Origin of the sequence: Jiangella alkaliphila (assembly GCF_900105925.1) — a bacterium.
In the GTDB taxonomy this organism is placed as follows: domain Bacteria; phylum Actinomycetota; class Actinomycetes; order Jiangellales; family Jiangellaceae; genus Jiangella; species Jiangella alkaliphila.
Window position 1 is genome coordinate 6098717 of sequence record NZ_LT629791.1, and the last position, 25031, is coordinate 6123747.

Sequence of the window (25031 nt, forward strand, 5' to 3'; positions counted from 1 at the left end):
TCGGGTCAGAACTGCGACACGTACTGGGCCGGGTCGATGCGGGCCTCGACGACCAGCGGGCGGGTCAGGCCGTCGGCGCCCTCGATGGCGCGGTCCAGCTCGGCCCGCGACTCCACCCGGACGCCGTCGCAGCCCATCGCCCCGGCCAGCTGGACGAGGTCGATGTCCTCGATGCGGGTCGCGACGCTGGGATAGTCGATCGCCATCTGCTTGAGCTCGATCCGGTTGAGGCTGCCGTCGACGAACACGACCACGACGATCGGCAGGCCGAGCGCCGCCGCCAGCCGCATCTCCGTCGCGACCATGGCGAAGCCGCCGTCGCCGACCAGCGCGGCCACCGGCCGGTCCGGGTGCAGTAGCTTCGCCGCGATGGCCGCCGGCACGCCGAAGCCCATCGCCGACAGGCCGTTGGTCATCAGCACGCTGCGCGGCCGGGTGGCCGGCCAACCCTGGCCGACCAGCAGCTTGTGCGACCCGACGTCGGACGTGACGACCGCCGTCGCCGCCAAGCGGCCGGCCACCACGTCCACCACGTCGGTCGGGTTGAGCCGGCCGGCCACCCGACCGTCGTAGTAGGCGTCGCGCAGCCTGGCGCGGTGCTCCTTGATCTCCCGCTCGCTCCACCGCGGCTCGCCGGTCCAGCCGTCGGCCAGCCAGCCCAGCGCGGCCGCGATGTCGCCGACCACCTCGGTGCCGGCGGCGTAGATCTGGTCGGTGTTCGGCGTGGTGTCGACGTGCAGCACCGGGGTGGTGAGCCGCCACGGCTTGATCAGCTCGACCGGGTCGAATCCGGCCGCCACGATGAGGTCGGCGGAGCCCAGGAAGTCCCAGACCACCTGGTTGCAGGCCATGTCGAGCACACCGGCGAACATCGGCGAGTCCTCGGGGATGACGCCCTTGGCCATCGGCCCCACGATCACCGGCAGGCCCGCGGTCTCGGCCAGCCGGACCAGCTGTTCCGTGGCCTCGCACCGCGCCGCGCCGATGCCGGCCAGCAGCACCGGTCGGCGCGCGGCCGCGAGCAGCCGCTCCGGGTCGGGGCCGTTGACCCCGACACCCCCGCGCGCCGGTCCGAGCGGCGGCACCGACACCTCGGCGTCGCGCGCCGTGGCCTTGAACGTGTCGGACCCGACAGTCAGGTGCACGGCGCCGGGCCGTTCGGCGGTCGCGGTGCGCAGCGCCTTGCGCATGACGGTGGCGACGGCGCCGGCGTCCATGCGCCCGGCCCACTTGGTGACCGGACGGAACAGCGCCTGGTGGTCGACCACCTGGTGGGTGAAGAACGGCTCGCGGGCCGACTCGATCTGCCCCGAGATCGCCAGCATCGGCACGCGGTCCAGCGTGGCCGCCGCGACGCCGTTGACCAGCGCCGTGGACCCCGGGCCCAACGTCGACAGGCAGACCCCGGGCCGGCCGCTGACCATGCCGTACGCCTCGGCCATGAACGCCGCCGTGCCCTCGCGGCGGGCCAGCACGACGTCGATGCCGCGCACCCGCGAGCGCTCCATGAACTCGATGATCGGATCGCCCGGGTAGGCGAAGATCGCCTCGGTGCCCACCTCGGCCAGGTAGGCCGCCATCACGTCCGCGGTGGTCGCCGCCTCGTCAGCCATCGGTCAGCTCGCCAGCTCGCGCAGCCGCGGCAGCACGTTCTCGCCGATGAGCTTGATGGTGGCCACCGGGTCGTTGCTGGCCACCTGGATCGAGACCCACTCGGCGTCGATCTGCTCGACCAGCGGCCGGTACGCCTCCACCAGCGCGTCGGCGTCGGGCACGAGCGTGTAACTGCCGAGCACCTCGGCGCGGTCCATCGCGTCGGCCCGCTCGCGCAGCACGGCCGGGTCGGCCGCCTCCAGCCGGCCGGGGGCGCGAAGCCCGCGCATCGGGCCGAGCGCGCGCCAGGCCTCCTCCTCGTCGCCGGCCAGCACGGTCCACCGGGTGGCCAGGATGCGCGGGTTGTCGTTGCCGCGCTCGGCGGCCGCCGCCCGGAACGGCTCGATGACCTTGGCGATGGTGTCCTGCGGGTTCTTGACGCTGGTGATGAGGCCGTCGGCGTGGGCGCCGGCGAACGCGGCCGACTTCGGCCCACCGGCCGCGAGCAGCGTCGGCACCTTCGACGTCGGCGGGCTGTAGAGCTTGGCGGTGGTGGTCGTGTAGTACTCGCCGGCGAAGTCCAGCTTCTCGCCGTCGTGCAGCCGCCGGATGATCTCCAGCGCCTCGCGCATGCGACCCATCCGCTCGCCGTAGCCGGGGAACTCCCAGCCCAGCGGCGTCTCGTTGATCGCCTCGCCGCTGCCGACGCCCAGCAGCAGGCGGCCGCCGGACAGCCGCTGGACGGTGGCCGAGGCCTGGGCGACCAGGCCGGGGTGGTAGTGGAACAGCGGGCAGGTGACGGACGTGCCCAGCTCGACCCGCTCGGTGCGGGCGGCCACGGTGCCCAGCCAGCTCCACACGAAGCCGGCCGCGGACGTGTCGTCGACCCACGGGTGGAAGTGGTCGGACCCCAGGACGGTGTCGAACCCGGCCTGCTCGGCCAGGACGGCCTGCTCGACGAGGTCCTCCGGCTGGTACGACTCGTGACTGCACAACCAGGCGAACTTGACCATCGTCAGCCCCCTCAGACCCGGCCGACGGTGATCGTCGACGGGCCCTGGTCGGCGGTGCGGGCGACGACGGACAGGAACTCCGTCCGGTTCGTGACGATCTTGGCCAGCCGGGTGGTGTAGTCGACGCCGACCGCCCAGCGGTACTCGCCGACGCCGTAGCCGATGAGGATCTCGCTGCCGCGCGGGCGCATCACGACCGCACCCGGGTAGATGGACGTCACCGGATTCTCCAGCTCCGCGACGTCGCGCAGCGGGCCCTCGCCCGGGTGCAGCACGCCGACGTCACCGGACCACTTGGCCGAGATGAGCTTGCGCTCGATCGGCTCGGCGAGCATCTCCCAGAGCGCCGCTGTCGCCTTCGGCGCGTTCTCCTCCAGCAGCAGCGCCTCCGCGGCCACGCCGCCGGACTCCAGCCGGATCCGCTTCTGCGTCATCGTCACTCCCCCTGCTCGATCAGCACGTCCAGCGCTCCGCGGTCGCGGGTGTCCTGGAGCTTCGCCGCCAGCTCGGCCGCGTTGTCGACCACGTCGCCCAGATACGTCACCCAGTGGGTACCGGTGGTGCTGCGCGCCTGGCCCTGGCCGTAGGCGAGCACCAGGTAGCCGCGGACGGGGTCGTAGGCGACCATGCCCGGGTAGTACATGGAGACCTGGCCCTCGATGCCGGCCGCCTCGTCGCGCAGCGCGCCGTCGTGCACGACGGCGCAGTTGCCGCTGCGGCTCGCGTGCACGACCCGGGTCTGCAACGGCAGGGCGGCGAGGACCGCGGCCACGCCGTTGGGCGCGGCGGCGTCCTTGAGCTCGGCGACGGCGGTGACGCCGTCGATGGTGATCCGCAAGGTCGTCACGACGCGTCCTCCGCCCGGCTGATCGACACCTCGGTGGAACCGTCGCGCCAGGTGGCGCGGAAGGCGGCCAGCAGCTCGGCGCCGTCGCCGTCCAGCTCGGCCACCGGCGTGGCGTACGTGCGGCCCACCGGGCCGCGCGACTCGGCCACGCCGTACGACAGGAACAGCTCGGCGACGCCGCGCGGGTTCGGCCGCACCACGATCGTGCCCGGGTAGATCGACGTCACCGGCAGTTCGATGTCGTCGAGGGCGGCGATCGGCTGGTTCGGCGTCTTCACCCAGACCGCCGACCCGGCCCACCGCGCGTGCGTGATGGTGCCCTCGATCGGCAGCGACTCCCAGAAGGCGTCGGCCGTCTTCGGCGCGTCCTCGAGCAGGGCGTAGCGCGCCGTGGCGTCGCCAACCCGGACTTCGATCCTCTTCATTCCCATCCCATCCGTCTCGATGCGTGTGTGGCGGCGGCGCTAGGCGAACTGCGCGATGACCTCCTTCCCGAGCAGCTGGAGCTGCTCGAGCACCTGGTCCGGGGTGTTCCCGCTCGGGATGAGCCCGACGTGGCGCATGCCGGCCGCCTCGTACTCCCGCAGCCGGGCCGCGACGTCGGCCGGCGACCCGACGATGTAGGACGTCTCGGCCGAGCGGCCGCGGGCCGCTCCCAGACCGTGGGCCAGCGAGTTCTCCCACCGCTCCTGCGCCTGTGCGCGTGTCGGCGCGACGAGCACGTCGAACTGCAGGCTGACCTCGATCTCGGCCGGGTCGCGGTCGACCTGCGCGCAGGCCGCGTGCAGGGCCTGGACGCGCTCGGTCAGCTGCTCCGGCGTGATGTGCATGTGGATCCAGCCGGCGCCCCACCGGGCGGTGCGGCGCAGCATCTCGTCGCCGGCGCCGGTCATGTACAGCGGGAACGGACGCTGCACCGGCTTGGGGAAGACCTCGGCGCCCTGGACGCTGAAGTACTCGCCGTCGTGGTCGACCACCTGCTCGGTGAGCAGCTTCTCCAGCAGCTCCAGCGACTCCTCCAGCCAGCGGCCGCGGTTGATCTCGCTGCTGAAGCGGCCGCGCAGGCGGTCCAGCTCGGTGCGCTTGCCGCCCAGCCCGAGGCCGAGCGCGTACCGTCCGCCGGACAGCACGTCGAGCGTCGCCACCTGCTTGGCCAGCAGGATCGGGTCGCGCAGCGGCACCGTGACGGCCGACGTGACGAACCGGATCCGCTCGGTGCGGGCGGCCAGGAAGGCCAGCGTCGTCTGGGCCTCGAAGAAGTTCGGCGTCGCGCGGGCCTGCCCCGACAACGCCTCGTCGAAGGTGGACTGCAGGTCGTTGGCCCAGAGCGAGTCGAACCCGCTCGCCTCGGCCGTCACCGCGATGTCGGTGAGCACCTGGGGGGTGGTGAACCCGGGCGGATAGACCTTCCCTTCGCGGCAGTTCGGTATGGCTGCTCCGAAACGCATGCGCGAGAACCTCCGTGTCTACGATTGCATCCCAATGTATACCGTCGCGCACAACGCCGTCCAGGCTTCCCGCGCGCGCTGTGCGGCTCTAGGCCGGGTCGGTCTCCCAGAGCTTCAGCCGGATGTCCCGGGCGGCGGTGAAGTGCTGCCCGGCGAGGTCGGCGGCGAGCTCGCCGTTGCGTGCCTCGATGGCGTCGACCAGCTGCTCGTGCTCGCGGTTGGACGTCTCCCACCGGCCCGGGTAGGCCAGCGTCGTCGCCGGATAGCGGCCCAGGTGCATGCTCAGCCGGCCGAGCAGGTCGATGAGCGAGCCGTTGTGGCTGGCCCGCCACACCAGCCGGTGGAACTCGGCGTTGATGGCCGCCATCGTGGTGGGGTCGGCGTCGGCGAGCTTGGCCATGCGCGGGATCATCCGGCGCAGCAGCAGCAGGTCGTTCTGGTTGCGGCGGTCGGCGGCGAACCGGGCCGCCGTCGCCTCCAGCACGATGCGCGTCTCGTAGATGTCGAGGATCTCCTCGGGGCTGCTCTCGCGCACCACCAGGCCGCGGTCGCCGCGGCGGATCAGGCCGTCCTGCTCGAGGCGGGTCAGCGCCTCGCGCACCGGGGTGCGGCTGACCTGGCACCACTCGGCGAGCGTGGCCTCGACGAGCGCCTGCCCCGGTTCCAGCTCGCCGGAGAGGATCGCCTGCCGGATCTTCTCGTAGGGGTTCGGCCGGCGGTCCGGCGGCGGGAAACGTCGCTGTTCGTCGCTAGGCGCCGTGGCCATCGGGTGCTGCCTTTCTCACAGGATGAGCATTCGAGACTAGCCGATCTTGCCTGTTCGTCACGGTTCCAGCGCACTCCAGGTGAGGTCGCCCGAGAGCGCGCCGGACAGGAACTCGTCGATGCCGCCGAAGCTCGACCGGATCGCGTCGGGCTGGTCGGCCTGCAGGAGGGTGAGTGCCGGCAGTTCTTCGGCGATGAGCTCCTGCGCCTGGCCGTAGATCTCGGCCCGCTGCGCCTGCTCCTGGGTGCGCGCGGCCTCGGCGAACAGCGCGTCCAGCTCCTCGTTGCAGTAGCCGGTCGGGTTGTTGAACGCCAGCTTGCTCGGGTTGCACTTGTAGACCCGCCCGATGCCGAACTCCGGGTCCGGGCGCGTGTCGAGCGAGAGCAGGTTCGCGCCGAAGTCCTGCTGCACGAAGACCGCGTCGCTGTTCACCGTCGCCTCGTCCTGGAGCGGCTCGGTCTCGACTCCGATGGCCCGCCAGTTGTCGGCGATGATCGCGGCCAGCGCCTGGGTGTACGGCTGGGTGGGCACGTAGCGGAGCTGGACGCTGAACCGGGGCCCGTCGCCCTGCTGCGGGTACCCCGCGTCGTCGAGCAGCGCGGCAGCCGCGTCGGGGTCGTAGCCGTAGGTGTCGAGGTAGTCGACGTCGGCGTCGGTGGCCCAGAGCCCCGTCGGGAACGACCCGGCCGCAGGCTCGGTGAACTCCGGGTCGGCCGACCTCGACATCAGGTCGCGGTCCAGCGCCATCAACAGCGCCTTGCGCACCTCCGGGTCCTGCAGCGGCTCCTGGCTCTGGTTGAGCCACATCGTCATGAACGTCGCCGAGACCCGGCCGTTCTGCAGGGTGATCTCGTCGTTGCCCTCCAGGGCCTTGACGATGGTGTCGTCGACGTCGAACTTGTTGATGTAGTCGATCTCGCCGTTGACGAGCGCGTTGGCGCGCGAGTTGCTGTCCGGGATCACCTTGTAGATCAGCCGGTCGATGGCCGGCGCGCCGTCCCAGTAGTCCTGGTTGGCCGTCAGCGTGATGGTGTCGCCGCTCCAGCCGTCGAAGACGTAGGGCCCGGTGCCCACCGGAGCGCGGTTGTTCGGGTTCGTCAGCAGGTCGGTGCCCGCGTAGATGTGCTCGGGCTGGATGCTGAAGTCCTGCGGCCCGAGCGCCAGCAGCAGCGGCGCCAGCGGCTGCTGCAGCGTGACGACGACGGTCGCGTCGTCCGGCGCCGCGACGGAGGCGATGGTGCTGGTCAGCACGGCGCCGGTCGGCGACAGCGGCAGCACCTCCTGGAAGCTGAACAGGACGTCGGCCGACGTGAACGGCTCGCCGTCGTGCCAGGTGACGCCCTGGCGCAGGTGGAACGTGTACGTCAGGCCGTCGGCGGAGATGTCCCACGACTCCGCCAGCGCCGGCACGACGTCCTTGTCCTTCGTGGTGCGCACGAGGCCCTCCCCGACGGCCAGGCCGACGGTGGCGGTGAGGGCGTCGGAGGTGAAGCTGCGCACCAGCATCTCCGGCTGGCTGGCCAGCCCGGTGACGAACGTGGTCTCCTCGCCGCCGCTGCCGCCACCGGCGGAGTCGGTGTCGGAGCCGCCGCAGGAGGCCAGCAGCAGCGCCGCGGCCGCGATGGCCGGCACGATGCCGGCCCGCCGCGCGAACGTGATGGTCATGATCTGTCGCTTTCTGCCGCACCGACGGTGCGGCGGTCATGAGCCGAGGGCTCGGACAGCAGATGACACGCGGCCAGCCCGTGGTCCGGGACCGGCAGCAACGGGGGGTCGACGGTCGCGCAGACCTCCATGGCGAAGGGGCAGCGCGGGTGGAACCGGCAGCCGCTCGGCGGGGCGAGCGCTGACGGCGGGTCGCCGGCGAGCGTGCGCCGGGACGGCGCGGATCCGCCGCCCCGCCGGATCCGCGGGGTCGCGGCCAGCAGGGCCTGGGTGTACGGGTGCCGGGGCGACCGGAAGATCCGTTCGGTCGGCCCCTGCTCGACGATGCGGCCGAGGTACATGACCGCGACGTCCTGGGCGGTCGACGCGACCACAGACAGGTCGTGCGTGATCAGCAGGACGCTGATGCCGCGCTCGGCGCGGATGTCGGCGAGCAGGTTGAGGATCTGGCCGCGGATGGACACGTCCAGCGCGGAGACCGGCTCGTCGGCGATGATCACGTCGGGCTCGACCGCCAGCGCCCGGGCGATGCCGACCCGCTGCAGCTGGCCGCCGCTGAGCTCGTGCGGGCGCCGGGCCAGGAACTGCCGCCCCGGCTGCAGCCCCACCTGGTCCAGCAGCCCGGCCACGTCGTCCTGGGCGGAGTCGCGGGTCGTGCGGCCGTAGAGCGCCATCGCGCTGCGCAGCGTCTCGAAGACGCTCTTGCGCGGGTTGAGCGCCGAGCCGGGGTCCTGGAAGACCGCCTGCACCTTGGGCCGGAAGTCGCGCCGGTAGTCGCGCCGGCTCAGCTGGTCGATGGGCCGGCCGTGCAGCGCGACCGTCCCGGCGTCGGGTCGCAGCAGGCCCAGCGCCACCCGTGCGGTGGTGCTCTTGCCGCACCCGCTCTCGCCCACCAGCCCGAGCATCCGGGCCCGGTGCAGCTGCAGGTCGACGCCGTCGACGGCGAGCGCCTGGCTGGGCCCGCGGGACAGGATGCCGCGGCGGACGCCGTAGCTCTTGCTCACGCCGGTCAGGCTGAGCACGGGTTCGCCGGTCACTGTGCCTCCCCCGCGGTGTCGGCCGGCAGCCAGCAGCGGGCGGTCCGGTCCGGGCCGATCGGCACGACCGGCGGGTCGGTGGCGCAGCGGTCGTGGGCGGCCGGGCAGCGCGACCGGAACCGGCAGCCGGCCGTGACGCTCCCCGGCGGCGGGACGACCCCAGGGATGGTGCGCACCCGCTGCTCGACCGGATCGTCGACGTCGAGGACGCAGGCCAGCAGGCCCTGGGTGTAGGGGTGGGCGGGCGCGTCGAAGACGGCGTCGACCGGGCCCGACTCCACGATCTGCCCGGCGTACATCACGTACACGTACTCGCAGGTCTCGGAGACCACGCCGAGGTCGTGCGTCACCACCAGCAGCGCCATGCCGCGGGCGCGGACCACGTCGGTGATGGTGTCGAGGATCTGCGCCTGCACCGTGACGTCGAGCGCCGTCGTCGGCTCGTCGGCCACCAGCAGCTCGGGGTCGCCGGCCAGCGCGATCGCGATGAGCACGCGCTGGCGCATGCCGCCGCTGAGCTCGTGCGGGTAGCGGCGGCGGAACGCGGGCGAGCTGTCCAGCCCGACGGAGCGGAACAGCGCCGTCACCTGCGTCTCGCGCTCGCGCCGGTCCCGGATCGCGAGCACCTCCTCGACCTGCCGGCCGACGGTCATCGTCGGGTTGAGCCGGGCGAGCGCGTCCTGGAACACCATCGCGATGCGGCGGCCGCGGTAGTCGCGCAGCTTCCGGTCGTCCAGCCCGGCGAGGTTCACCCCGTCGTAGCTGGCCTCGCCGCTGACGCCGTCGAGCACCGACGGCGGGATGAACCGCAGGATGCCGCGTAGCGTCATCGACTTGCCGCAGCCGCTCTCGCCGACCAGCGCGACGCGCTGGGCCGGCCGCACCTCGATGCTCACCTCGTCGACCGGCCTGATCACCCCGGCAGGGGTCTTCAGCGCGACCGAGAAGTCGCGAACCGCGAGTCCTGTGCTCATCGCCTGCTCCTGGTCGTCGGGGTGTCAGAGGTGGCTGCTCGTCGGCCGCAGCGCGCGGTTGAGTCCGTCGCCGACGAAGTTCGCGGCGAGGACGACGAGGAAGATCACGACGCCGGCCGGCACGCTCATCCACCACGCGGACAGGTCGCGCTGGGCCTGCTGGAGGATGTCGCCCCAGCTGAGGTTGGTCGGGTCGCCCAGGCCGAGGAACGCGAGGCCGGCCTGGAGCAGGATCGCGCTGCCCACGTCGATGGTCGCCTGCACGATCAGCGGCGGCATGGCGTTGGGCAGGACGTCGGAGACGATGATCCGCCGGTTGGAGTGGCCCACCGTGCGGGCGGCGGCGACCATGTCCGTCGTCATGATCCGCAGGACCTCACCGCGCACCAGCCTGGCCATCTGGGGCCACAGCGCCATCACAAGGGCGGCGCAGATGTAGGCGAGGTTGGCGCCGAGCACCGCGACGATGATCAGTGCCAGCGCGAAGCTCGGGATGACCTGGAAGACCTCGGCGATCCGCATCAGCACGGCGTCGACCCGGCCGCCGTAGAAGCCGGCGACCGCGCCCACCAGCGCGCCGATCAGCAGCGTGCCGAGCCCGGTGACCAGCGCGACGATCAGCGAGACGCGGCCGCCGTGGATGATCTGCGAGAGGATGTCGCGGCCGACGGTGTCGGTGCCCAGCAGGTGCTCGCCGCTGGGCGGCGCCAGCAGCTCCTGCGAGACCGCCTGCGGGTCGTACGGCGCGATCCAGTCGGCGGCGATGGCGACCAGCGCGACGACGATCAGGATGCCCAGCCCGACCACCGCCGGCGGATGGCCGAGGAAGCGGCGCACGACCTGCCGGCCTCCGGGGGCGGCCGGCCGCCGCCGGTTCGGCCTCCACCGCCGGGCGCCCGTGACGACGTCTGCTTCGACGCTCATGCGCGGCCTCCCGTGCCGGCGCCGACCCGGATCCGCGGGTCGACGAGGCCGTAGACGAGGTCGGTGAGCAGGTTCACCAGCACCACGGCGACGGCGATGAGCAGGACGACGCCGATGGTCACCGCGTTGTCGCGGTTGCGGATCGACTCGTAGAGCAGCTGGCCCATGCCCGGCCAGCCGAACACCGTCTCGACCAGCACCGACCCGGCCAGCACGAAGCCGAAGTTGTAGCCGATGACGGTGACCGCGGGGAGCAGCGAGTTGCGCACCACGTGGCGGCGGATGATCGTCGCCCGGCTGAAGCCCTTGGCCCGCGCGGTCTCCACGTACGGCAGCGTCAGGGTGTCGTGCACGCTCGTCCGGACGATGCGCGCCACGACGCCGATCTCGCGCATCGCCAGCACCAGCGCCGGCAGCAGCAGGTGCGAGAGCAGGTCGGGCAGCCGGTCGAGACCCTCGGCGGTCGAGCGGGTGGAGTACATGCCCTGGGACGGCAGCACCGACCACTTGATCGCGAAGATCAGCACCAGCATCTGGCCGAGCCAGAACATCGGGATCGAGAGCGAGCCGACGGCCACGCCGGTGACCAGGTGGTCGAGCCACCGCGAGCGGGACACCCCGGCCCAGACGCCCACGGCCACGCCGACGATCGCGGCGAACGTCATCGCGGTGACGGTCAGGATGAGCGTGTTGCCGAGCCGGTCGGCGATGAGGTCGGCCACCGGGACCCGGCCGGCCAGCGACTCACCGAGGTTCAGCGTGAAGATCTGTTGCAGGTACTCCCAGTAGCGCACCAGCAGCGGCTGGTCGAGCCCGTACGCCTCGGTGACCTGAGCGATGTACTCCGGCGTGGCCGGGTAGTCGCCGATGAGCGCCTGGATGGGGTCTCCGGGCGCGAGCTGGAGCAGGAAGAACATCAGCGTCACGACGCCGAAGAGCAGCGGGATCGCGTGCAGGAGCCGGCGTGCGGTGAAGCGGAGCATGAACACCTCGCTCTCGCCTGGCGGTGGGCCTTCGTAGACCATTGCATACCGAAGTATGCGGCAGCGTACGACGCCGCGTTCGGAGCGTCAAGAGGTCTCGGCGGCCCACCGCATGCGCCGCGCCGCCGCCTCGGCCAGCCACGGCTCCACCCCGGCGTCGGCCAGCGTCCGCGCCACCTCGTCGAGCTCGCCGGCCCGGCGCTGTCCGTGCGCACGCACCCTGGCCTGCAGGTAGGCCGACAGCGCCCGCCAGTCCGACGTGTCCGGTGTGCCGTCGAGCGAGCGCAGCACCTCGTCCTCGACCCCGTAGTACTCGGCGGCCGCGGCACACTCGACCACCAGCGACTCCAGGCCCTTGACGATCAGGCTGCGCAGCATCTTGATCGCCGCCGCCTGTCCCGGCTGGGGGCCGACGACGCGCAGGTTCATGCCCAGCCGCTCGCCGTGGCCGTGCAGCTCGCCGGCCCCGTCGCCGCTGAGCAGCACCGGTACCCGATGGCCGTGTGCGGGCACCGCCGCCATGACGGCCCCGTCGGCGAACCGGGCGCCGGTGGGTTCGACCACCGCCGCCACCCGCCGCTTGGTGTGCGGGCTCGCGGAGTTCCAGTCGGCGTAGACGTGCTCGGGCCGCAGCTCCCCGGCGAGCCCCTCCGCCACCGCCACGGCGGACGAGCCGCTGGTGAGCGCGATGATGACGTCGCAGCGTTCGGCCAGCTCCGCCGGTGTTGCGACCAGGGTGACGCCGCCGGCGGCGGCCCGCTCCCGCACGGCCTGGTCGTCGGCCCGCGCGTCGAACGCGCACAGCGCGACGGCGGACGCGGGCAGGCCGGCGGCGATCGCTCCGGCGGCCTCGCCCATTCCGACGAACCCCAGCCGGACGACGTCATGCGCGAGTTCCATCGAAGCCCTCTCCTGCTTGCGGCACGTGGTCGGACACCATCGCATACCGGCGTACACCAGGAAAGGCCCATCCTTGCTCCGGCTCAGCCGGACGGCTCGGCCGAGGGCTCCAGAACGGGCCTAGGCTTGGCTGGTGCTCACCACCTTGCGCGCGCACTGCGCCCGCGACCTCGCATGACCTCGTCCGTCGACGGGCACACCGCCGCGGGCTTCGAGGACCTGCGCCACGCGTTCGCCGCCGCCTTCGAGGGCAAGCCCCGCATGGGCGCCGCCCTCGCCGTCCGGCAGCACGGCGAGGTGGTGGTGGACCTGTGGGGCGGCGCCGCCGACCACCGCGCCGGACGGCCGTGGCGGCAGGACACCACGTCGGTCGTCTTCTCCTGCACCAAGGGGCTGATGTCGATCCTCGCGGCCCGGCTGGTCCAGGACGGCCGCCTCGACTACGACGCACCGGTCGCCGCCTACTGGCCCGAGTTCGCGCAGGCGGGCAAGTCCGGCGTGCTCGTCCGCCACGTCCTGGCGCACCGCGCCGGTCTCTCGGCGCCCAGACGCGCCTTCACCCGCGCCGACCTGACCGACTGGGCGACGATGACGACCGCCCTGGCCGAGCAGGAGCCGCTGTGGGAACCGGGCACCGGCCACGCCTACCACGCCCTCACCCACGGCTGGCTCGTCGGCGAGATCATCCGCCGGGTCACCGGGCGATCCCCTGGTCAGTTCCTCGCCGAGACGGTCACCGCTCCGCTGTGCGCCGACACCTGGCTCGGCCTGCCCCCGCAGGAACGCGACCGCGTCGCACACCTGCACGTCGGCCCGTCGCTCACCCGCCTGGTGGCCGAGCGAGCACGCGACCGCGCCCCAGGGGTGCCGGACTGGCCGCACCTCGGGCTGACGCTGGGCGGCGCCTTCCCGCCCGACCTCGCCGACGGCTTCAACGACCACCGCGTCCAGGCGGCGGAGAACCCCGGCGCGGGCGTCGTCGCCACCGCCCGCGCGCTCGCGACGATCTGGTCCGCGACCGTCACCACCACGGACGGCGTGCGCCTGCTCGACGACGCGACGGTGACGCGCGCGGTCGAGGTCCAGACCGACGACCCGCCCGTGCTCGACGTGCTGCCACCGTGGCCGCGGTGGGGCATGGGCTTCCAGCTCGACTCGTCCGCGCGGCGCTACCTCACCCCCGCCGGGTTCGGACACGACGGCGCCGGCGGCCAGGTCTCCTTCGCCGACCCCACCACCGGCATCGGGTTCGCCTTCCTCACCAACCAGCTCGAAGCCGGCGAGGACGACGACCGCGCCACCCACATCGTCGACACCCTGCGCCGCGTCGTATCTCATGATCATCCAGGTTCCAGGGTGTGATGGAGCCTGTTGCGGAAGGGCGGGCGGTGCGGGCGTTGCCGAAGAAATCTTCGGCGGCCGCCGTTCTCGCCGCGACGCCCGACCGCCTTGGCTAGCCTGGTCGCCGCACCAGGCCGGGCATATCGGGCGCCGACACGACGACCAGCCTTGCCAAGGGCGGCACCGGGCCGTCGGCGCGTGACGCGGGCAGGAAGATGTCCGGCTCCAGCGCGTCGACCGCCGAAAGCGCAACAGGCTGTGATGACGCCCCGAAACCTGGATGATCATGAGGGTCCGGGCGGCGGTGAACGTCTCTGGGGTGCCGACATCGGTGATCGTCCACGTGAGAATCATGATCATGGCGGTGTTGTTGTCGCCAGAGCAGCACAAACCCGCCCATGCCGCCCAGCGGTGGGTGGCGTTGCTGTCGTGCAAACAACAGTGCTGCCACCCAGCCGGCGCAGTGATCCATCGTCGCTGTGGGGCTCGCCGCGCCTACGCGTGCGGAGGCTGCCTAGCCGAATGGTCATTTCGCCCGATGCGACCGTGCGGGCGCGCTCCCTAGCGTCGAGCCATGACCGACCAGACCGAGACGGACGTTCAGGGCGTGCTCGAGCGGGTGCGAGCGCTCGCGCCCGAGATCGCCGCCCGGGCCGGTGAGACGGAGGCCGCTCGCCGGCTCCCCGCCGGCCTGCTCGACGAACTGCGCGAGGCCGGCTGCTTCCGTGTCCTGCTCCCGCCGACGCACGGTGGTCTCGGCGCATCGCTCGCCTCGGCGCTGGACGTGTACGACGCGGTTGCCCAGGCCGACGCCTCGACGGCGTGGTGCGTGGCCATCGGCGCCGGCGCCTGGCTCGACCTGACCGGGCTCCCGCGAGCCACCTTCGACGAGCTGTTCGATCGTCCCGGCCGGATCATCGCCGGGACGCTCAGCCCCGGCGGCACCGCCACCGAGACCACCGGGGGCTACCGGATCGACGGGCGGTGGGCCTTCGCCAGCGGGTGCGTCTACGCCGACTGGATCTACGGCGTCACCCGCGCGGCCGACAACCCCGCCGAGCTGCGCACCGTCCTGTTCTCCCCCGACCAGGTCGACATCGAGGACACCTGGCACGCCGCCGGGATGCGCGGGACGGCCAGCCACCACTTCCGCGCCGACGGCGTCGTCGTGGTCGCCGATCGCACCTTCCCGACGTTCGGCGCCCGGCCAGCCGTCGACGTCCCGATCAGCCGGATCCCGCTGCCGTCCCTGTACGCCCTGGGGTTCGCCGCCGTCGCGCTGGGCGCCGCCCGGGGCGCCCTGGACGACGTCCTCGCCCTGGCGACGGACAAGGTCCCGCTCTTCGACAGCCGGACGCTGGCCGCCAACCGGCACTTCCAACACCAGCTCGCGCAGGCCGACGCCGCCCTGCGTGCCGCCAGGTGCCTGGTGTGGGACTGCGCCGCGGAACTGTGGGCCACCGCCGAGGCGTCCGCGGCGTTCCCCGACGGACTGGTGGCCCGCTCGCGCGGAGCGGCCGCCTGGGCGACGGCGACGGCGGCCGAGACGGCCACGGTGGCGTTCCGCCTGGCCGGCGGGAGCGCCGTCTACACCGACAGCCCGGTGCAACGCCGCCTGCGTGACGTGCAGGTCATCGCCCAGCACTTCCTGCTCAAGCCCGACACCCTCACCAACGTCGGCGCCGCGATGGCGGGCCAGCCGCTCGACGTCCCCTTCCTCTGATCCGCTCAGACGAGTCCGTGCTGGTAGGCGTAGGCGGTCGCCGCGCTGCGCGACGATACGTCCAGCTTGGTGAAGATGTTGCTGACGTGCCGGGCGACGGTTCGCTCGCTGAGGAAGAGCTCGGTGGCGACGGCGCGGTTGGTCATGCCGGTCGCGACGAGGCGCAGCACCTCGACCTCACGACGGGTCAGGCCGCCGGCGCCTCGGGCGGCGGCACGCTCGGACAGCGCACGAGCCCGGCGCGCGTCGGGCCCGGCGCCGAGCTGGTCGAACATCCAGGCGGCGGTCTCGAGCTCCATCTCGGCGGGTTCGGGTTCGCCGAGCAGCCGGTGCGCCTGAGCGATCAGCACCCGCACCAGGGCGGCCTCGTACGGCGCATCGAGGTCCTGCCACACCGCCCAGGCCCGCCGCAGGACGCCCAGCGCGGTGGCGGCGTCGCCCTCGGCCAGGAGGCACGCCCCGTCGGCCTGCTCGGCCTGAGCGTGCAGCAGCGGCGCCGCGAACACCTCGTCGATGACCCGGAGCTCGTCGGCGGCGGCGCGGGCGGCACCGACGTCGCCGCACGCCAGCATGATCTGAGCGTGCGCGCCGAGCAGCCGGGACCGGTCGGCGCGGCCATGGGCGGCCTCGAGGGCACGACGGCTCGCAGCGGCGGCGGCGTCCACCCGGCCCTGCGCCAGCCGGAGCAGCGCGATGCCGGGTTGCGGATCGGCCACCCAGCGGCTCGCCGCCCGGTAGCCGTCCTCCGCGTCGGCGAACTCGCCACGGAGCCGGCGCAACTCCGCCAGCTGGTAGTACGCCGCCCCGGCCGCCGCCGACCCGTCCAGGAAGCCGCAGGCGGAGCGCGCTTCGTCCAGCGCCCCGGACCACTCGCCGTGCAGCCGCATGATCTCGGCCCGGTGGACCAGACACTGACCGCGGTACGGCACCAGGCCCGGCTGGGCGTCGCACCAGCGGGTCAGGGCGGCCGTCCACTCCCGGGCGCGCCGCACGTCGAGCACCCGCTGGCAGGTCTCGATCACCGCGCAGTAGACGATGCCGGCCAGCTGCGGCGAGACGTCGTCGGTCGTGACGGCGACCATCACCTCGTCGAGCGCCGCCACGCCGCGGCCGACCTCGCCCAGCTCGACGAGCGCCTGCCCGACGCCCAGCCGGCCCAGCGCGACCAGGTCGAGATCGTCGTGACGTTCGCCGATCGCGAGCACCTCGGCGGAGATGGCGTGCGAGGCCGCGGCGTCGCCCTCGTCGAGACGGTGCAGCGCTTCCGGCGTCAGCAGGTACCCGCGCTCGGGTTCGCCGCCGTCCGCGGGGAGCAGTTCGGCGGCGCGGGCCAGCCAGGCCTGGCCGCGGGTCTCGTCGCCGTCCAGCAGGAGGTGCAGGCCGAGCCAGAACGCCCGCCGCACCGCTCGGGCGGAGTCGCCGCTGCGCAGCCAGCCGCGGAACGATCGCGCCGCGATGTCCTGGGACTCGTCGTCGCGACCCACCAGATAGGCGGCCGTCGCCAGCCGGTCCAGGTCGGACGGTTCCAGGTGACCGGCCCGGTCGGCCGCCGACAGGAGCGCGAACGCCTCGTCCCACACGCGTGCGGCGAAGGCGGCGCGGCCGCGTTCGGACAGGTCTCTGGCTTCGTTCACGTCTCCTGGTCCTTCTGCGCACCCACTGTGCCACGAACCCCGATCCGCCCGCCGTACGCAGAACTGCCCATTTCGCGTTCCTGGGTCGGATGCCCGACGTCATCGGCGCGGGGGTTCTCCTAGCGTTCCGCCGAAGACCCGAAGGACGGAGGGGCTCATGGACGCGGCACCCGACCCGCTGGCGCCGGCGCGCGAGCGGCTGCTGGCCGAGATCGGCGTCAGCGACCGGCGCCAGACCCTCGCGGGCACGCCGGCCGCCGTGCTCGACGGCGGTGACGGGCGTCCCGTCATCCTGCTGCACGGAGCGGGTGAGCTGGCCGGCACCTGGCTGCCGGTGCTCGGCGAGCTCGCCCGGGCCGTGCACGTGATCGCGCCGGACCTGCCCGGCCACGGCGCGTCCGCGATGCGGTACGCCGCCGTCGACCCCGGCTGGATGGATCGGTGGCTCGACGACCTGATCGCGGCGACCTGCTCGGAGCCGCCCGTCCTGGTCGGCCGGGTCACCGGCGGCTCGATCGCGGCCCGGTACGCCGCCGGCCACCCGCGGCGACTAGCCGGCCTGGTGCTCGTCGACACCACCGGCCTGGTGCCGTTCGAGCCCGATGCCCGGTTCGAGCTGGCCGCAAGCCGCTTCCTGGAGACGCCCAACCTGGCCACGCTCGACCGGCTGATGGACTTCTGCGCCTTCGATCTCGACCGGACCCGGCACCGCCTCGGCCGGCGCTGGACCCGCTACGCCGAGTACGCCGTCGAGCTCGCCCGCACGCCCCGCTTCCAGGCGGCGACGGGCTCGCTGTCCGCCCTGTTCGACACCCCGATCCCGGAGTCCGTGCTCGCCGCGATCCAGGTGCCGGTCACGCTCGTCTGGGGCCGGCACGACCTGGCCACACCGGTCGCCGCCGCCGAGGCCGCCGCCCGCCGCTACGGCTGGCCGCTCCACGTCATCGACCACGCCGGCGACGACCCGCCGCTGGACCGGCCGGACGCCTTCCTCGACGTGCTCGGCACGATCATCGGCCTGCGGCCGGGGCTCGAACCCGCGCTACCGGCTTGAGCTCGCCAGCCGGCGGACGGCGTCGACGTCCACCTCGACGCCCAGGCCGGGTCCGTCCGGCAGCGTGAACCCGCTCGGATCGAACCGGATCGGGTCGATCAGGATGGACGACGCGACCTGCATGGTCGCCACCTGGTACTCGAACACGGCGAACTGCTCGACCGCGGCCGCGACCTGCAGCCCGGTGGCCACGGCGACGCCGAGTCCGACGGAGTGATGCGGGGCGAGCGGAACGTTCCTGGTGGCGCAGAGGTCGGCGATCACCATCGTCTCGCTGATGCCGGTTCGGCCGCAGTCGGGCTGGGCAATGCGCAACGCCGGCGCGTCCAGCCACTGCGCGAACTCGTAGCGATTGCGCAACGGCTCACCGATCGCGATCGGAAGAGCGACGTGATCGACGAGGAACGCGTGGGCGCCCAGGTCCTCGGGCGCGAGCGGCGCCTCCAGGAACCAGCCGCCGCGCTCTTCCAGCCCGCGCGCGAGGCGCAGCGCGTCCGTCACCGAGTACGCCCAGTGGGCGTCGACGGCGACCCGCAGCGACGGCGCCGCCGCCATGACGGCGTCGACGGTGGCCAGGTCGGTCTCGACACCGCCGCCGAGATGCAGCTTCACCGCCTGTGCCCCACGCGTGACCCACTCCCGCGCCTGGTCCGCCCGCTCGTCGTCGGTGGCGCCCTCGACGCCGGAGACGTACGCCGGCACCTCGGTCCGGAACGCGCCCCCGAGCAGCTGCGCGACGCTGCAGCCGGCGATGCGTCCGGCGAGGTCCCACAGCGCGGTGTCGACCGCGGCCAGCGCGTCGGCCTGATGACCGACGAGATGGCCGCGCACTCGCATCAGGTCGGCGAGCAGCGACCGGGTGGGACGCGGCCTGGTCGCGTCCATCCCGATCAGGACCGGCCCGAGCAGGACGTCGACGAGGCCGGCGACCACCTCGGGCGCCACGGGCGCGAGACCTTCGCCCCACCCGGTGGTGCCGTCCTCCGCGGTCACGCGGACCAGCAGCGTCTCCCGGCGCGGCGAGTACAACGTGTTCCGCGGGCCGCGGACGCCGTAACCGGTGTCCGCCGAGGTGTCGTCGATGGGGACCTTCAACGCGAAGGTCTCGACCTCGGTGATGCGCATGCCACACAATATAGATGAGAGATCTGCAATATGACCGCAATCAACGCCGACGGGATCCAGCCGAATGAGCTACAATGAAGAACATGACTGAGGTCGGGATCCGAGCGCTGAAGCAGAACGCTTCCGCGGTGGTTGCCAACGCCGCCGCCGGTGAGACCATCCAGATCACCGATCGCGGGCGCCCCGTCGCCCAGCTCTCAGCCATCCCGTCCTCACCGCTGCAACGACTGCTCGTCGCCGGCCGGGCCCGTCCCCCACGGCGCCGGCTCGGCGATCTTCCCGCGCCCACAGGCGGCCCGAGCCTGTCCGACGAGCTCGCGGCCATGAGGGCTGAGCGACTCTGACGTGGCCCACTACCTCGACACCTCGGCGCTGGTGAAGCTCGTCGTCGCCGAGACCGAGACGACAGCGCTGCGAGCCTGGCTCCAGGAGACCGACCGCACACCAGTGTCGTGCGACCTCGCCCGCACCGAACTGATGCGTGCCGTCCGGCGCGCGGCGCCCGATCGCGTCGTCCAAGCCCGGGCCGTGCTCGACTCGATCACGCTGATCCAGCTCGCCACCTCCACGTTCGAGGAAGCAGGACGGCTCGACCCGAGGCTGCTGCGCACGCTCGACGCCGTCCATCTCGCCGCCGCCCTCGAGCTCGGTGACGACCTCGAGACGATCGTGACCTACGACGAGCGCCTGGCGGAGGCCGCGCAGAGCAACGGAGTCACGGTCACCGCTCCGAGCTGACGAGACATCCTCATCGGCCTCAGATCCCGATGCCCACTGAGCGCCGGCCGGCCTGGTCACTCCTTGGGCGCCTCGCCGGGCTTGCCGGTGGTCTGGTCGTTGGTCTCGCCGGCCGGCCGGTCGCCGGTGGCGCACTCGTCCGGCGAGGTGGTGGCGGACGGCGAGGGCGACGCCGACGGCGTCGGACAGGTGACGGGAGCGGGATCCCCCTCGCCCTCACCGCCGGCGCCGGAAGAGCCGGAGACGCTGAGTTGGTAGGCGCCGACCAGGATGACGGCGGCCAGCAGGACGACGGCGGATATGACGATCTTTGCGCATGAAGGGTCCTCTCGGGTTTCGGGTTACCAGGCGAAGTCTTCGGAGTGGATCTGGTGCTGCCGTGCGCCGGCGGCGACGGCCGACTTGCGGACGGCGCGGATCCAGCCGGGCGGGCCGCAGACGTAGATGTCGCTGACGGTGAGGTCGGGGACGAGCCGGCGCAGCAGCTCGGCGTCGGTGCCGTCGCCGAGCCCGTCCGGCAGCCACGACCCGGACGTACGGCGGGGACCCGGCAGGTGGAGCAGCCGGACGCCGCGCCGGGCGGCGAGGTCGTCCAACTCGGCGCGGAAGATGGCGTGCTGCTCGGCGGAGTAGCGGAAGAGCAGCGTCGCCTCGCCGGGTTCGAACGGCGTGTCCTCCAGCAGGCCGCGCATGGGGGTGATGCCGACACCGGCGGCGATGAGCAGCATCCGCGGGTTGCGGCGGCGTTCGGCGGTCATCGTGCCATACGGGCCCTCGATCAGCGCGCGGGTGCCCGGTTCCAGGGCCGCCACACGGGCGCTGCCGTCGCCGACGGCCTGGATCGTGACGCGCAGCCGCTCCGGGCGGGGCGCGTCGGAGATGGTGTACGGGTTGCCGCGGGTCCAGCCGGGCCCGTCGCGGAACCGCCAGACGAAGAACTGGCCGGACCGCGCGCGCAGCAGGTCCAGCCGCCGGCCGGCCATCGTGACGGTGTAGACGCCCGGCGTCTCGGCCCGAACGCCTGTGACCCGCAACCCGTGATAGGCCGACCGCCAGGCCGGCAGCCCCACCCGCCAGACCAGGACCGCTGCCAGCGCCACGCCGTAGATCCCCCACCAGTACACCTGCGTCCAGAAGCCGTGGAAGTGCGTGCCGTCGAGGATCTGGTGCGGCAGCCCGAACGTCATGCCGAGGTAGGCGTACAGGTGGATGAGGTGCCACGACTCGTAGCGAAGCCGCACGCGGGCCAGCCGGATCGACGTCACGACGACGGCGATCAGCATGATCGTGCCGATGCTGGCCCACAGCATCCACGGGTCGGTGACGAACACCGCCCACAGCGCACCGAGCGGGTCGGTCGTCCGCTGGGTCCGCTCGATCGCGAACGCGAGGACGTGCGCCATCATCAGCCAGAACGACCAATAGCCGACGGTCCGGTGCCGGTGGGTGAGCACGTCGTGGCCCCAGGCCCGCTCGACCCATGGGATCCGGGCCATCAGCAGCACCTGGACGACCATGAGGTCCGACGACACCAGGCCGGTGATCAGCCCGATCGAGCTGGCCAGGTACTGCGGGTAGGCGAGCTGGACGACCCCGCCGTTGCGCACCCACATCCAGCACGGGACGACGAGACTGGCGACCACGAGCAGCACCAGGAGGTCGGCCCAGCGCACCGCCGGCGGCTTTCGCGGCCGGAGCCGGCGCCGCCGGACGGGCGGCGGGAAGAGGACGGTCTCTGCCATGCCTCCAGCGTGAGCGGCGTTCTTGTGACGCCCTTAAGAGCCCGCTCGGGGCAGCAGCAGCGTCGCGGCCAGACCACCGGCCGGGCCGTCCCCCAGCAGCAGGGCGCCGCCGGACAAGCCGGCCTGCTGCTCGACCAGCGCCAGGCCGAGGCCGGAGCCGTCGACGCGGGGGTGCGGGCCGCGGGCGAACCGCTGCCGGACGGCGTCGCGGTGCTCCGCGGGGAGGCCGGGGCCGTCGTCCTCGACGGCGAGCGCGAGCCGGTCGCCGTCCACGCTCACCGAGACCACGACGGTGCCGCCGGGGCGGCCGTGCTTGGCGGCGTTGTCGATCAGATTGTCCAGAGCGAGCCGCAGCCCGTCCGGCCAGCCGATGACGGTGGCGTCGGCGGGTGCGTCTGCACGCAGCCGGACGGTGCCGCCGGGATGCCGGCGGGCGGCTCGGCTCACGGCGTCGGCGGCCAGGTCGGCGAGGTCGACCGGCTCGCCGCCAGGGATCGCGGCGTCGCCGCGGGCAAGCGTCTGCAGGCCGTCGAGGAGCGAGACGACGCGACGGTGCTCGGCGGCGGCCGCCTCGAGCAGCTGCCGGCGCTGCTCCGGCGGGACCGACGGGTAGCGCCGCAGCGTCTCGAGGTAGCTGCCCAGACTCGCCAGCGGGGTGCGCAGCTCGTGGCCGGCGTCGGCGGTGAACCGGCGGGTGGCGAACATGCCGCGCTGCAGCCGTTCCAGCATGTCGTTGAGAGTGGCGGAGAGCTCGGAGACCTCCTGCGGGCGGACCACCGTCGGGAGCCGGTGGCTGACGTCGCGGTCGGCTCTGACGGTCTGCAGCCCGCGCCGCAGCCGGTCCAGCGGGTGCAGCACGAGCCGCGCGACCAGCCAGCCGCCGGCCGCCGCGAGCGCCGTCGCCGCGACCGTCACCCCGGCGACCAGCCAGGTGTTGGCGGTGCGCCGGTCCTCGACCGGCGCGAGGCTCTGCAGGACCTGCAGCCGCAGCTCGCCGTCGGCCGTCGTGGTCACGAGCGAGCGCCATGGCGCGCCGTCGATCTCGACGGTCGAGTAGCCGTCCGCCGCCGGCGCCGGCGCCGGCACCGGCGCGGCCGGGAGCTGGCCGCGCTGCACCAGCACCTCGGCGCCGTCGAGCACCCGGGTGAGCGAGTCGCTGCCGGCCAGCAGTCCCCCGTAGCCGTCGGTGCCGTCCGGCGCAGGTGGCTCGTCGTGCTCGTCACCGGCGAGCAGCTTCGTCACGTCGACCTCGACCCGGTCGAGCCGGTCGGCGAGCTGCCGATCGACTTCGGCGCGGTCGCGGGCGTCCATCCGCAGCGCGACCAGCACGCCGGCCAGCGCGACGATCACCAGCACCAGCACGGCCGCGCTGATGCTGAGCTGCGCACGCAAGCTGCGCGGCGTCCTCACGGCCGCAACACGAACCCGACGCCTCGGACGGTGTGCAGCAGCCGCGGCTCCCCCGTCGCCTCCAGCTTCTTGCGCAGATAGCCGACGAACACGTCGACGACATTGCTGTCGACGTCCCACGTGTAGCCCCACACCTGCTGGAGCAGCTGGTCACGGCTGAGGATCTGCCCCGGATGCCGCGCGAACGCCAGCAGCAAGTCGAACTCGCGCATCGTCACGTCGAGGTCGCGCCCGCGGCGGCGGACCGTGCGGGTGTCGAAGTCGACCGTCAGCTCGCCCACCGCCAGGGGCCGGTCGAACCTGACGCGGTGCAGCCGGACCAGCGCGTGCAGCCGGGCCGCCAGCTCGCCGATCGAGAACGGTTTGACGACATAGTCGTCGGCCCCCGCGGCCAGCCCGGCGACGCGGTCGTCGACCTCGTCGCGCGCCGACAGCATGCAGACCGGCAGCGTCCGGCCGTCGCGACGCAGCCGGGCCACGACCTCGACGCCGTTCACGCCCGGCAGCGCGACATCGAGCAGGATCACGTCCGGCATCCGCTCGGCCACGGCGGCCAGCCCGGCCTCGCCGGTCTCCACCTCGCGGACCCGGAAGTCCTCCAGCGCCAGACCGTGCCGCAGCGCCCCGCGCACGCCGTGGTCGTCGTCGACGACCAGCACCTCGGGCAGGGTCACGGCGAGCTCCGGCCGGCCGACCCTCACCCGCTCTCGCCGGGCGTCCCGGTCTGCTCGGTCTGCTCCTCCGCGGCCGCGGGCGGCGCACCGTCCTTCTGCTCACCCGGCGGAAGGTTGAGCTGGAACCCGACGGCGAACACGGCCACCACCGCGGTCGCGAACAACCAGCCGAGGTTGTGGGCCGTCCTCGATCTCGATTCGGTCATCTCTGGAGTCTGGGTCGCCTTTCTGTGAACGCTATAAGAACCGGCCCGCTCGCTCGCAGGCAGAATGAACGTCATGACGGCTGACGGTGGAGTCGGGCGGCGGCCCGGGTGGCTGCTGGACGAGGTCGCGAACGCGGGTCGCGAGAACCTCGACCGCGACCACGTCGCCCGCTACGACGTCAAGGAGGACGCCCGCGCTTCCGACGAGGTCCGGCTGTGCCGGCGGCTCGGCCTGACCCGCGACTCCGTCGTCGTCGAGTTCGGTCCGGGAACCGGCCAGTTCACCCTCGCCGTGGCTCCCGTCTGTGCCCGCGTGATCGCCGTGGACGTGTCACCGGCGATGCTCGCCGCGCTCCGGTCCAACCTCGCTCACGCCCGGCTGTCGAACGTCCTGGTCGTGCAGGCCGGGTTCCTCACCTACGAGCACGACGGCCCGCCGGCGGACCTCGTCTATTCGCGGTACGCGCTGCACCACCTGCCGGACTTCTGGAAGGCGATCGCGCTGTCTCGGCTCGCCTCCATGCTGCGGCCCGGCGGTGTGCTCCGCCTGTGGGACGTCGTCTACAGCTTCGACCCGGCCGACGCCGGTGAGCGGCTGGAGGCCTGGTGCGCCAGTGCCGACGTCGATGCCGTCGCCGGTACCGGCGACGCGGACCGGTGGAACCGGGCGGACCTGGAGGAACACGTCCGCGATGAGCACTCGACCTTCACCTGGCTGCTGGAGCCGATGATGCTGCGGGCCGGCTTCACCATCGAGGACGCCACCTACACCGACGACGGCATCTTCGCCCAGTACGTCCTCCGCCGAAGGGCTCCGATCAGCCGAGACCGGAGCGGGCGATGACGTGGGTGATGGTGATCCGGACCGCGGTGAAACCTTCGTGGACGAAGGAATCGGCCACCGCGTCCGCGGGCTGGCCCGGGTAGTAGCGGCCGGCGATGCCTGCGGCGACGTGTCTGATCTGGTCGGGTTCGGCGGAGATTCGCGCCTCTCCTTCGATGGTCACGAAGCCGTAGGGCTGGTTCTCGTCGCTGATGCAGAGCGCGACGCGTCCGTCTCGAGCCAGGCTCCTGCCTTTGACGCTCCCGGGCGAGAGCGCGAAGGCGAGCTCGTCGCCGTCGAGGACGAAGCAGACGGGGGTGACGTGGGGTCGTCCGTCGGGGCGGGTGAGGGCGACGTGGGCCAGCCTCGTTCCCGCTGCGACGAAGGACCGCCACTCGTCGTCGGTCATGG

General features: G+C 72.8%; 27 protein-coding genes. 7 read left to right on the forward strand and 20 right to left on the reverse strand.

The genetic code is table 11. The features are described from left to right. Nucleotides 1-5: 5 nt before the first annotated feature. The 13 genes from BLV05_RS28115 to BLV05_RS28175 form a co-directional block, all read right to left on the reverse strand. Complete coding sequence (locus tag BLV05_RS28115; RefSeq protein ID WP_046769659.1) at nucleotides 6-1613, reverse strand: thiamine pyrophosphate-binding protein; 1608 nt, start codon at nucleotides 1611-1613, stop codon at nucleotides 6-8. A gap of 3 nt (nucleotides 1614-1616) precedes the next feature. Beyond that, complete coding sequence (locus BLV05_RS28120; protein ID WP_046769660.1) at nucleotides 1617-2606, reverse strand: TIGR03557 family F420-dependent LLM class oxidoreductase; 990 nt, start codon at nucleotides 2604-2606, stop codon at nucleotides 1617-1619. A gap of 11 nt (nucleotides 2607-2617) precedes the next feature. Continuing rightward, nucleotides 2618-3040: a DUF3830 family protein gene (locus BLV05_RS28125; protein WP_046769661.1), complete on the reverse strand. Its 423-nt coding sequence runs from the start codon at nucleotides 3038-3040 to the stop codon at nucleotides 2618-2620. A gap of 2 nt (nucleotides 3041-3042) precedes the next feature. Next, nucleotides 3043-3453 (reverse strand): DUF3830 family protein, encoded by a 411-nt coding sequence (locus BLV05_RS28130; protein WP_046769662.1) that lies wholly within the window; start codon nucleotides 3451-3453, stop codon nucleotides 3043-3045. Further along, the gene (locus tag BLV05_RS28135; protein ID WP_046769663.1) at nucleotides 3450-3878 is read right to left on the reverse strand and encodes a DUF3830 family protein; all 429 of its coding nucleotides are present in this window, start codon (nucleotides 3876-3878) and stop codon (nucleotides 3450-3452) included. The genes BLV05_RS28130 and BLV05_RS28135 overlap by 4 nt, the downstream gene beginning before the upstream one ends. 39 nt (nucleotides 3879-3917) lie before the next feature. After that, complete coding sequence (locus BLV05_RS28140) at nucleotides 3918-4901, reverse strand: LLM class flavin-dependent oxidoreductase (RefSeq protein ID WP_082155349.1); 984 nt, start codon at nucleotides 4899-4901, stop codon at nucleotides 3918-3920. An 88-nt stretch (nucleotides 4902-4989) separates the two neighbouring features. Beyond that, nucleotides 4990-5667 carry a GntR family transcriptional regulator gene (locus BLV05_RS28145; RefSeq protein WP_083421416.1) on the reverse strand — a complete coding sequence of 226 codons (678 nt, stop codon included), beginning with the start codon at nucleotides 5665-5667 and terminating at the stop codon, nucleotides 4990-4992. 57 nt (nucleotides 5668-5724) lie between these two features. Continuing rightward, the gene (locus tag BLV05_RS28150; protein WP_046769665.1) at nucleotides 5725-7332 is read right to left on the reverse strand and encodes an ABC transporter substrate-binding protein; all 1608 of its coding nucleotides are present in this window, start codon (nucleotides 7330-7332) and stop codon (nucleotides 5725-5727) included. Next, a complete protein-coding gene (locus tag BLV05_RS28155) occupies nucleotides 7329-8369 on the reverse strand; it encodes an ABC transporter ATP-binding protein (RefSeq protein WP_046769666.1) in 1041 nt (346 codons plus the stop codon). The genes BLV05_RS28150 and BLV05_RS28155 overlap by 4 nt, the downstream gene beginning before the upstream one ends. Next, entirely contained in the window at nucleotides 8366-9343 is a 978-nt protein-coding gene (locus BLV05_RS28160; protein ID WP_046769667.1) for an ABC transporter ATP-binding protein, read from the reverse strand. The genes BLV05_RS28155 and BLV05_RS28160 overlap by 4 nt, the downstream gene beginning before the upstream one ends. Nucleotides 9344-9367: 24 nt before the next feature. Continuing rightward, nucleotides 9368-10267, reverse strand: a complete 900-nt coding sequence (locus tag BLV05_RS28165) for an ABC transporter permease (protein WP_082155350.1) — start codon at nucleotides 10265-10267, stop codon at nucleotides 9368-9370. Continuing rightward, nucleotides 10264-11250, reverse strand: coding sequence for an ABC transporter permease (locus tag BLV05_RS28170; protein ID WP_046769684.1), 987 nt, complete (start codon nucleotides 11248-11250; stop codon nucleotides 10264-10266). Before BLV05_RS28170 ends, BLV05_RS28165 begins: the two co-directional genes overlap by 4 nt. Nucleotides 11251-11337: 87 nt before the next feature. Next, nucleotides 11338-12150 carry an NAD(P)-dependent oxidoreductase gene (locus tag BLV05_RS28175; protein WP_046769685.1) on the reverse strand — a complete coding sequence of 271 codons (813 nt, stop codon included), beginning with the start codon at nucleotides 12148-12150 and terminating at the stop codon, nucleotides 11338-11340. 174 nt (nucleotides 12151-12324) lie between these two features. Between BLV05_RS28175 and BLV05_RS28180 the strand changes: the two genes are divergently transcribed. Both BLV05_RS28180 and BLV05_RS28185 read left to right on the forward strand, forming a co-directional pair. Further along, complete coding sequence (locus BLV05_RS28180; protein WP_046769668.1) at nucleotides 12325-13512, forward strand: serine hydrolase domain-containing protein; 1188 nt, start codon at nucleotides 12325-12327, stop codon at nucleotides 13510-13512. 553 nt (nucleotides 13513-14065) lie between these two features. After that, complete coding sequence (locus BLV05_RS28185) at nucleotides 14066-15214, forward strand: acyl-CoA dehydrogenase family protein (RefSeq protein WP_052762612.1); 1149 nt, start codon at nucleotides 14066-14068, stop codon at nucleotides 15212-15214. Between the two features lie 5 nt (nucleotides 15215-15219). Here BLV05_RS28185 and BLV05_RS37890 read toward each other — a convergent pair whose 3' ends face one another. Next, a complete protein-coding gene (locus tag BLV05_RS37890; RefSeq protein WP_046769669.1) occupies nucleotides 15220-16848 on the reverse strand; it encodes a helix-turn-helix transcriptional regulator in 1629 nt (542 codons plus the stop codon). Between the two features lie 157 nt (nucleotides 16849-17005). Between BLV05_RS37890 and BLV05_RS28195 the strand changes: the two genes are divergently transcribed. After that, nucleotides 17006-17902, forward strand: coding sequence for an alpha/beta fold hydrolase (locus BLV05_RS28195; protein ID WP_046769670.1), 897 nt, complete (start codon nucleotides 17006-17008; stop codon nucleotides 17900-17902). Here BLV05_RS28195 and BLV05_RS28200 read toward each other — a convergent pair. Further along, the gene (locus BLV05_RS28200; RefSeq protein WP_046769671.1) at nucleotides 17891-19027 is read right to left on the reverse strand and encodes a mandelate racemase/muconate lactonizing enzyme family protein; all 1137 of its coding nucleotides are present in this window, start codon (nucleotides 19025-19027) and stop codon (nucleotides 17891-17893) included. The two genes, BLV05_RS28195 and BLV05_RS28200, sit on opposite strands and share 12 nt — an antisense overlap. 83 nt (nucleotides 19028-19110) lie before the next feature. Between BLV05_RS28200 and BLV05_RS28205 the strand changes: the two genes are divergently transcribed. From BLV05_RS28205 to BLV05_RS36715, 3 genes are all read left to right on the forward strand, one after another. Then, nucleotides 19111-19371 (forward strand): type II toxin-antitoxin system Phd/YefM family antitoxin, encoded by a 261-nt coding sequence (locus BLV05_RS28205; protein ID WP_046769687.1) that lies wholly within the window; start codon nucleotides 19111-19113, stop codon nucleotides 19369-19371. A 1-nt stretch (nucleotide 19372) separates the two neighbouring features. Further along, the gene (locus BLV05_RS28210) at nucleotides 19373-19765 is read left to right on the forward strand and encodes a type II toxin-antitoxin system VapC family toxin (protein WP_046769672.1); all 393 of its coding nucleotides are present in this window, start codon (nucleotides 19373-19375) and stop codon (nucleotides 19763-19765) included. 87 nt (nucleotides 19766-19852) lie between these two features. Continuing rightward, a complete protein-coding gene (locus BLV05_RS36715) occupies nucleotides 19853-20023 on the forward strand; it encodes a hypothetical protein (RefSeq protein WP_172860711.1) in 171 nt (56 codons plus the stop codon). 83 nt (nucleotides 20024-20106) lie between these two features. On the opposite strand, the gene BLV05_RS28215 is transcribed toward BLV05_RS36715, so the two are convergent. Genes BLV05_RS28215 through BLV05_RS36170 form a run of 4 tightly spaced genes read right to left on the reverse strand, consistent with a single transcriptional unit; the run spans nucleotide 20107 to nucleotide 23797 of the window. Beyond that, the gene (locus BLV05_RS28215) at nucleotides 20107-21507 is read right to left on the reverse strand and encodes a ferredoxin reductase family protein (RefSeq protein WP_046769673.1); all 1401 of its coding nucleotides are present in this window, start codon (nucleotides 21505-21507) and stop codon (nucleotides 20107-20109) included. 33 nt (nucleotides 21508-21540) lie between these two features. Continuing rightward, nucleotides 21541-22899: a sensor histidine kinase gene (locus tag BLV05_RS28220; protein ID WP_197683367.1), complete on the reverse strand. Its 1359-nt coding sequence runs from the start codon at nucleotides 22897-22899 to the stop codon at nucleotides 21541-21543. A gap of 14 nt (nucleotides 22900-22913) precedes the next feature. Then, nucleotides 22914-23591: a response regulator transcription factor gene (locus BLV05_RS28225; protein WP_197683368.1), complete on the reverse strand. Its 678-nt coding sequence runs from the start codon at nucleotides 23589-23591 to the stop codon at nucleotides 22914-22916. A 23-nt stretch (nucleotides 23592-23614) separates the two neighbouring features. Beyond that, nucleotides 23615-23797, reverse strand: a complete 183-nt coding sequence (locus BLV05_RS36170) for a hypothetical protein (RefSeq protein WP_152690826.1) — start codon at nucleotides 23795-23797, stop codon at nucleotides 23615-23617. 73 nt (nucleotides 23798-23870) lie between these two features. Here BLV05_RS36170 and BLV05_RS28230 point away from each other — a divergent pair, with 73 nt between their 5' ends. After that, nucleotides 23871-24641 carry a class I SAM-dependent methyltransferase gene (locus BLV05_RS28230; protein WP_083421417.1) on the forward strand — a complete coding sequence of 257 codons (771 nt, stop codon included), beginning with the start codon at nucleotides 23871-23873 and terminating at the stop codon, nucleotides 24639-24641. On the opposite strand, the gene BLV05_RS28235 is transcribed toward BLV05_RS28230, so the two are convergent. After that, entirely contained in the window at nucleotides 24616-25029 is a 414-nt protein-coding gene (locus BLV05_RS28235; protein WP_046769688.1) for a PPOX class F420-dependent oxidoreductase, read from the reverse strand. The two genes, BLV05_RS28230 and BLV05_RS28235, sit on opposite strands and share 26 nt — an antisense overlap. Nucleotides 25030-25031 lie beyond the last annotated feature (2 nt).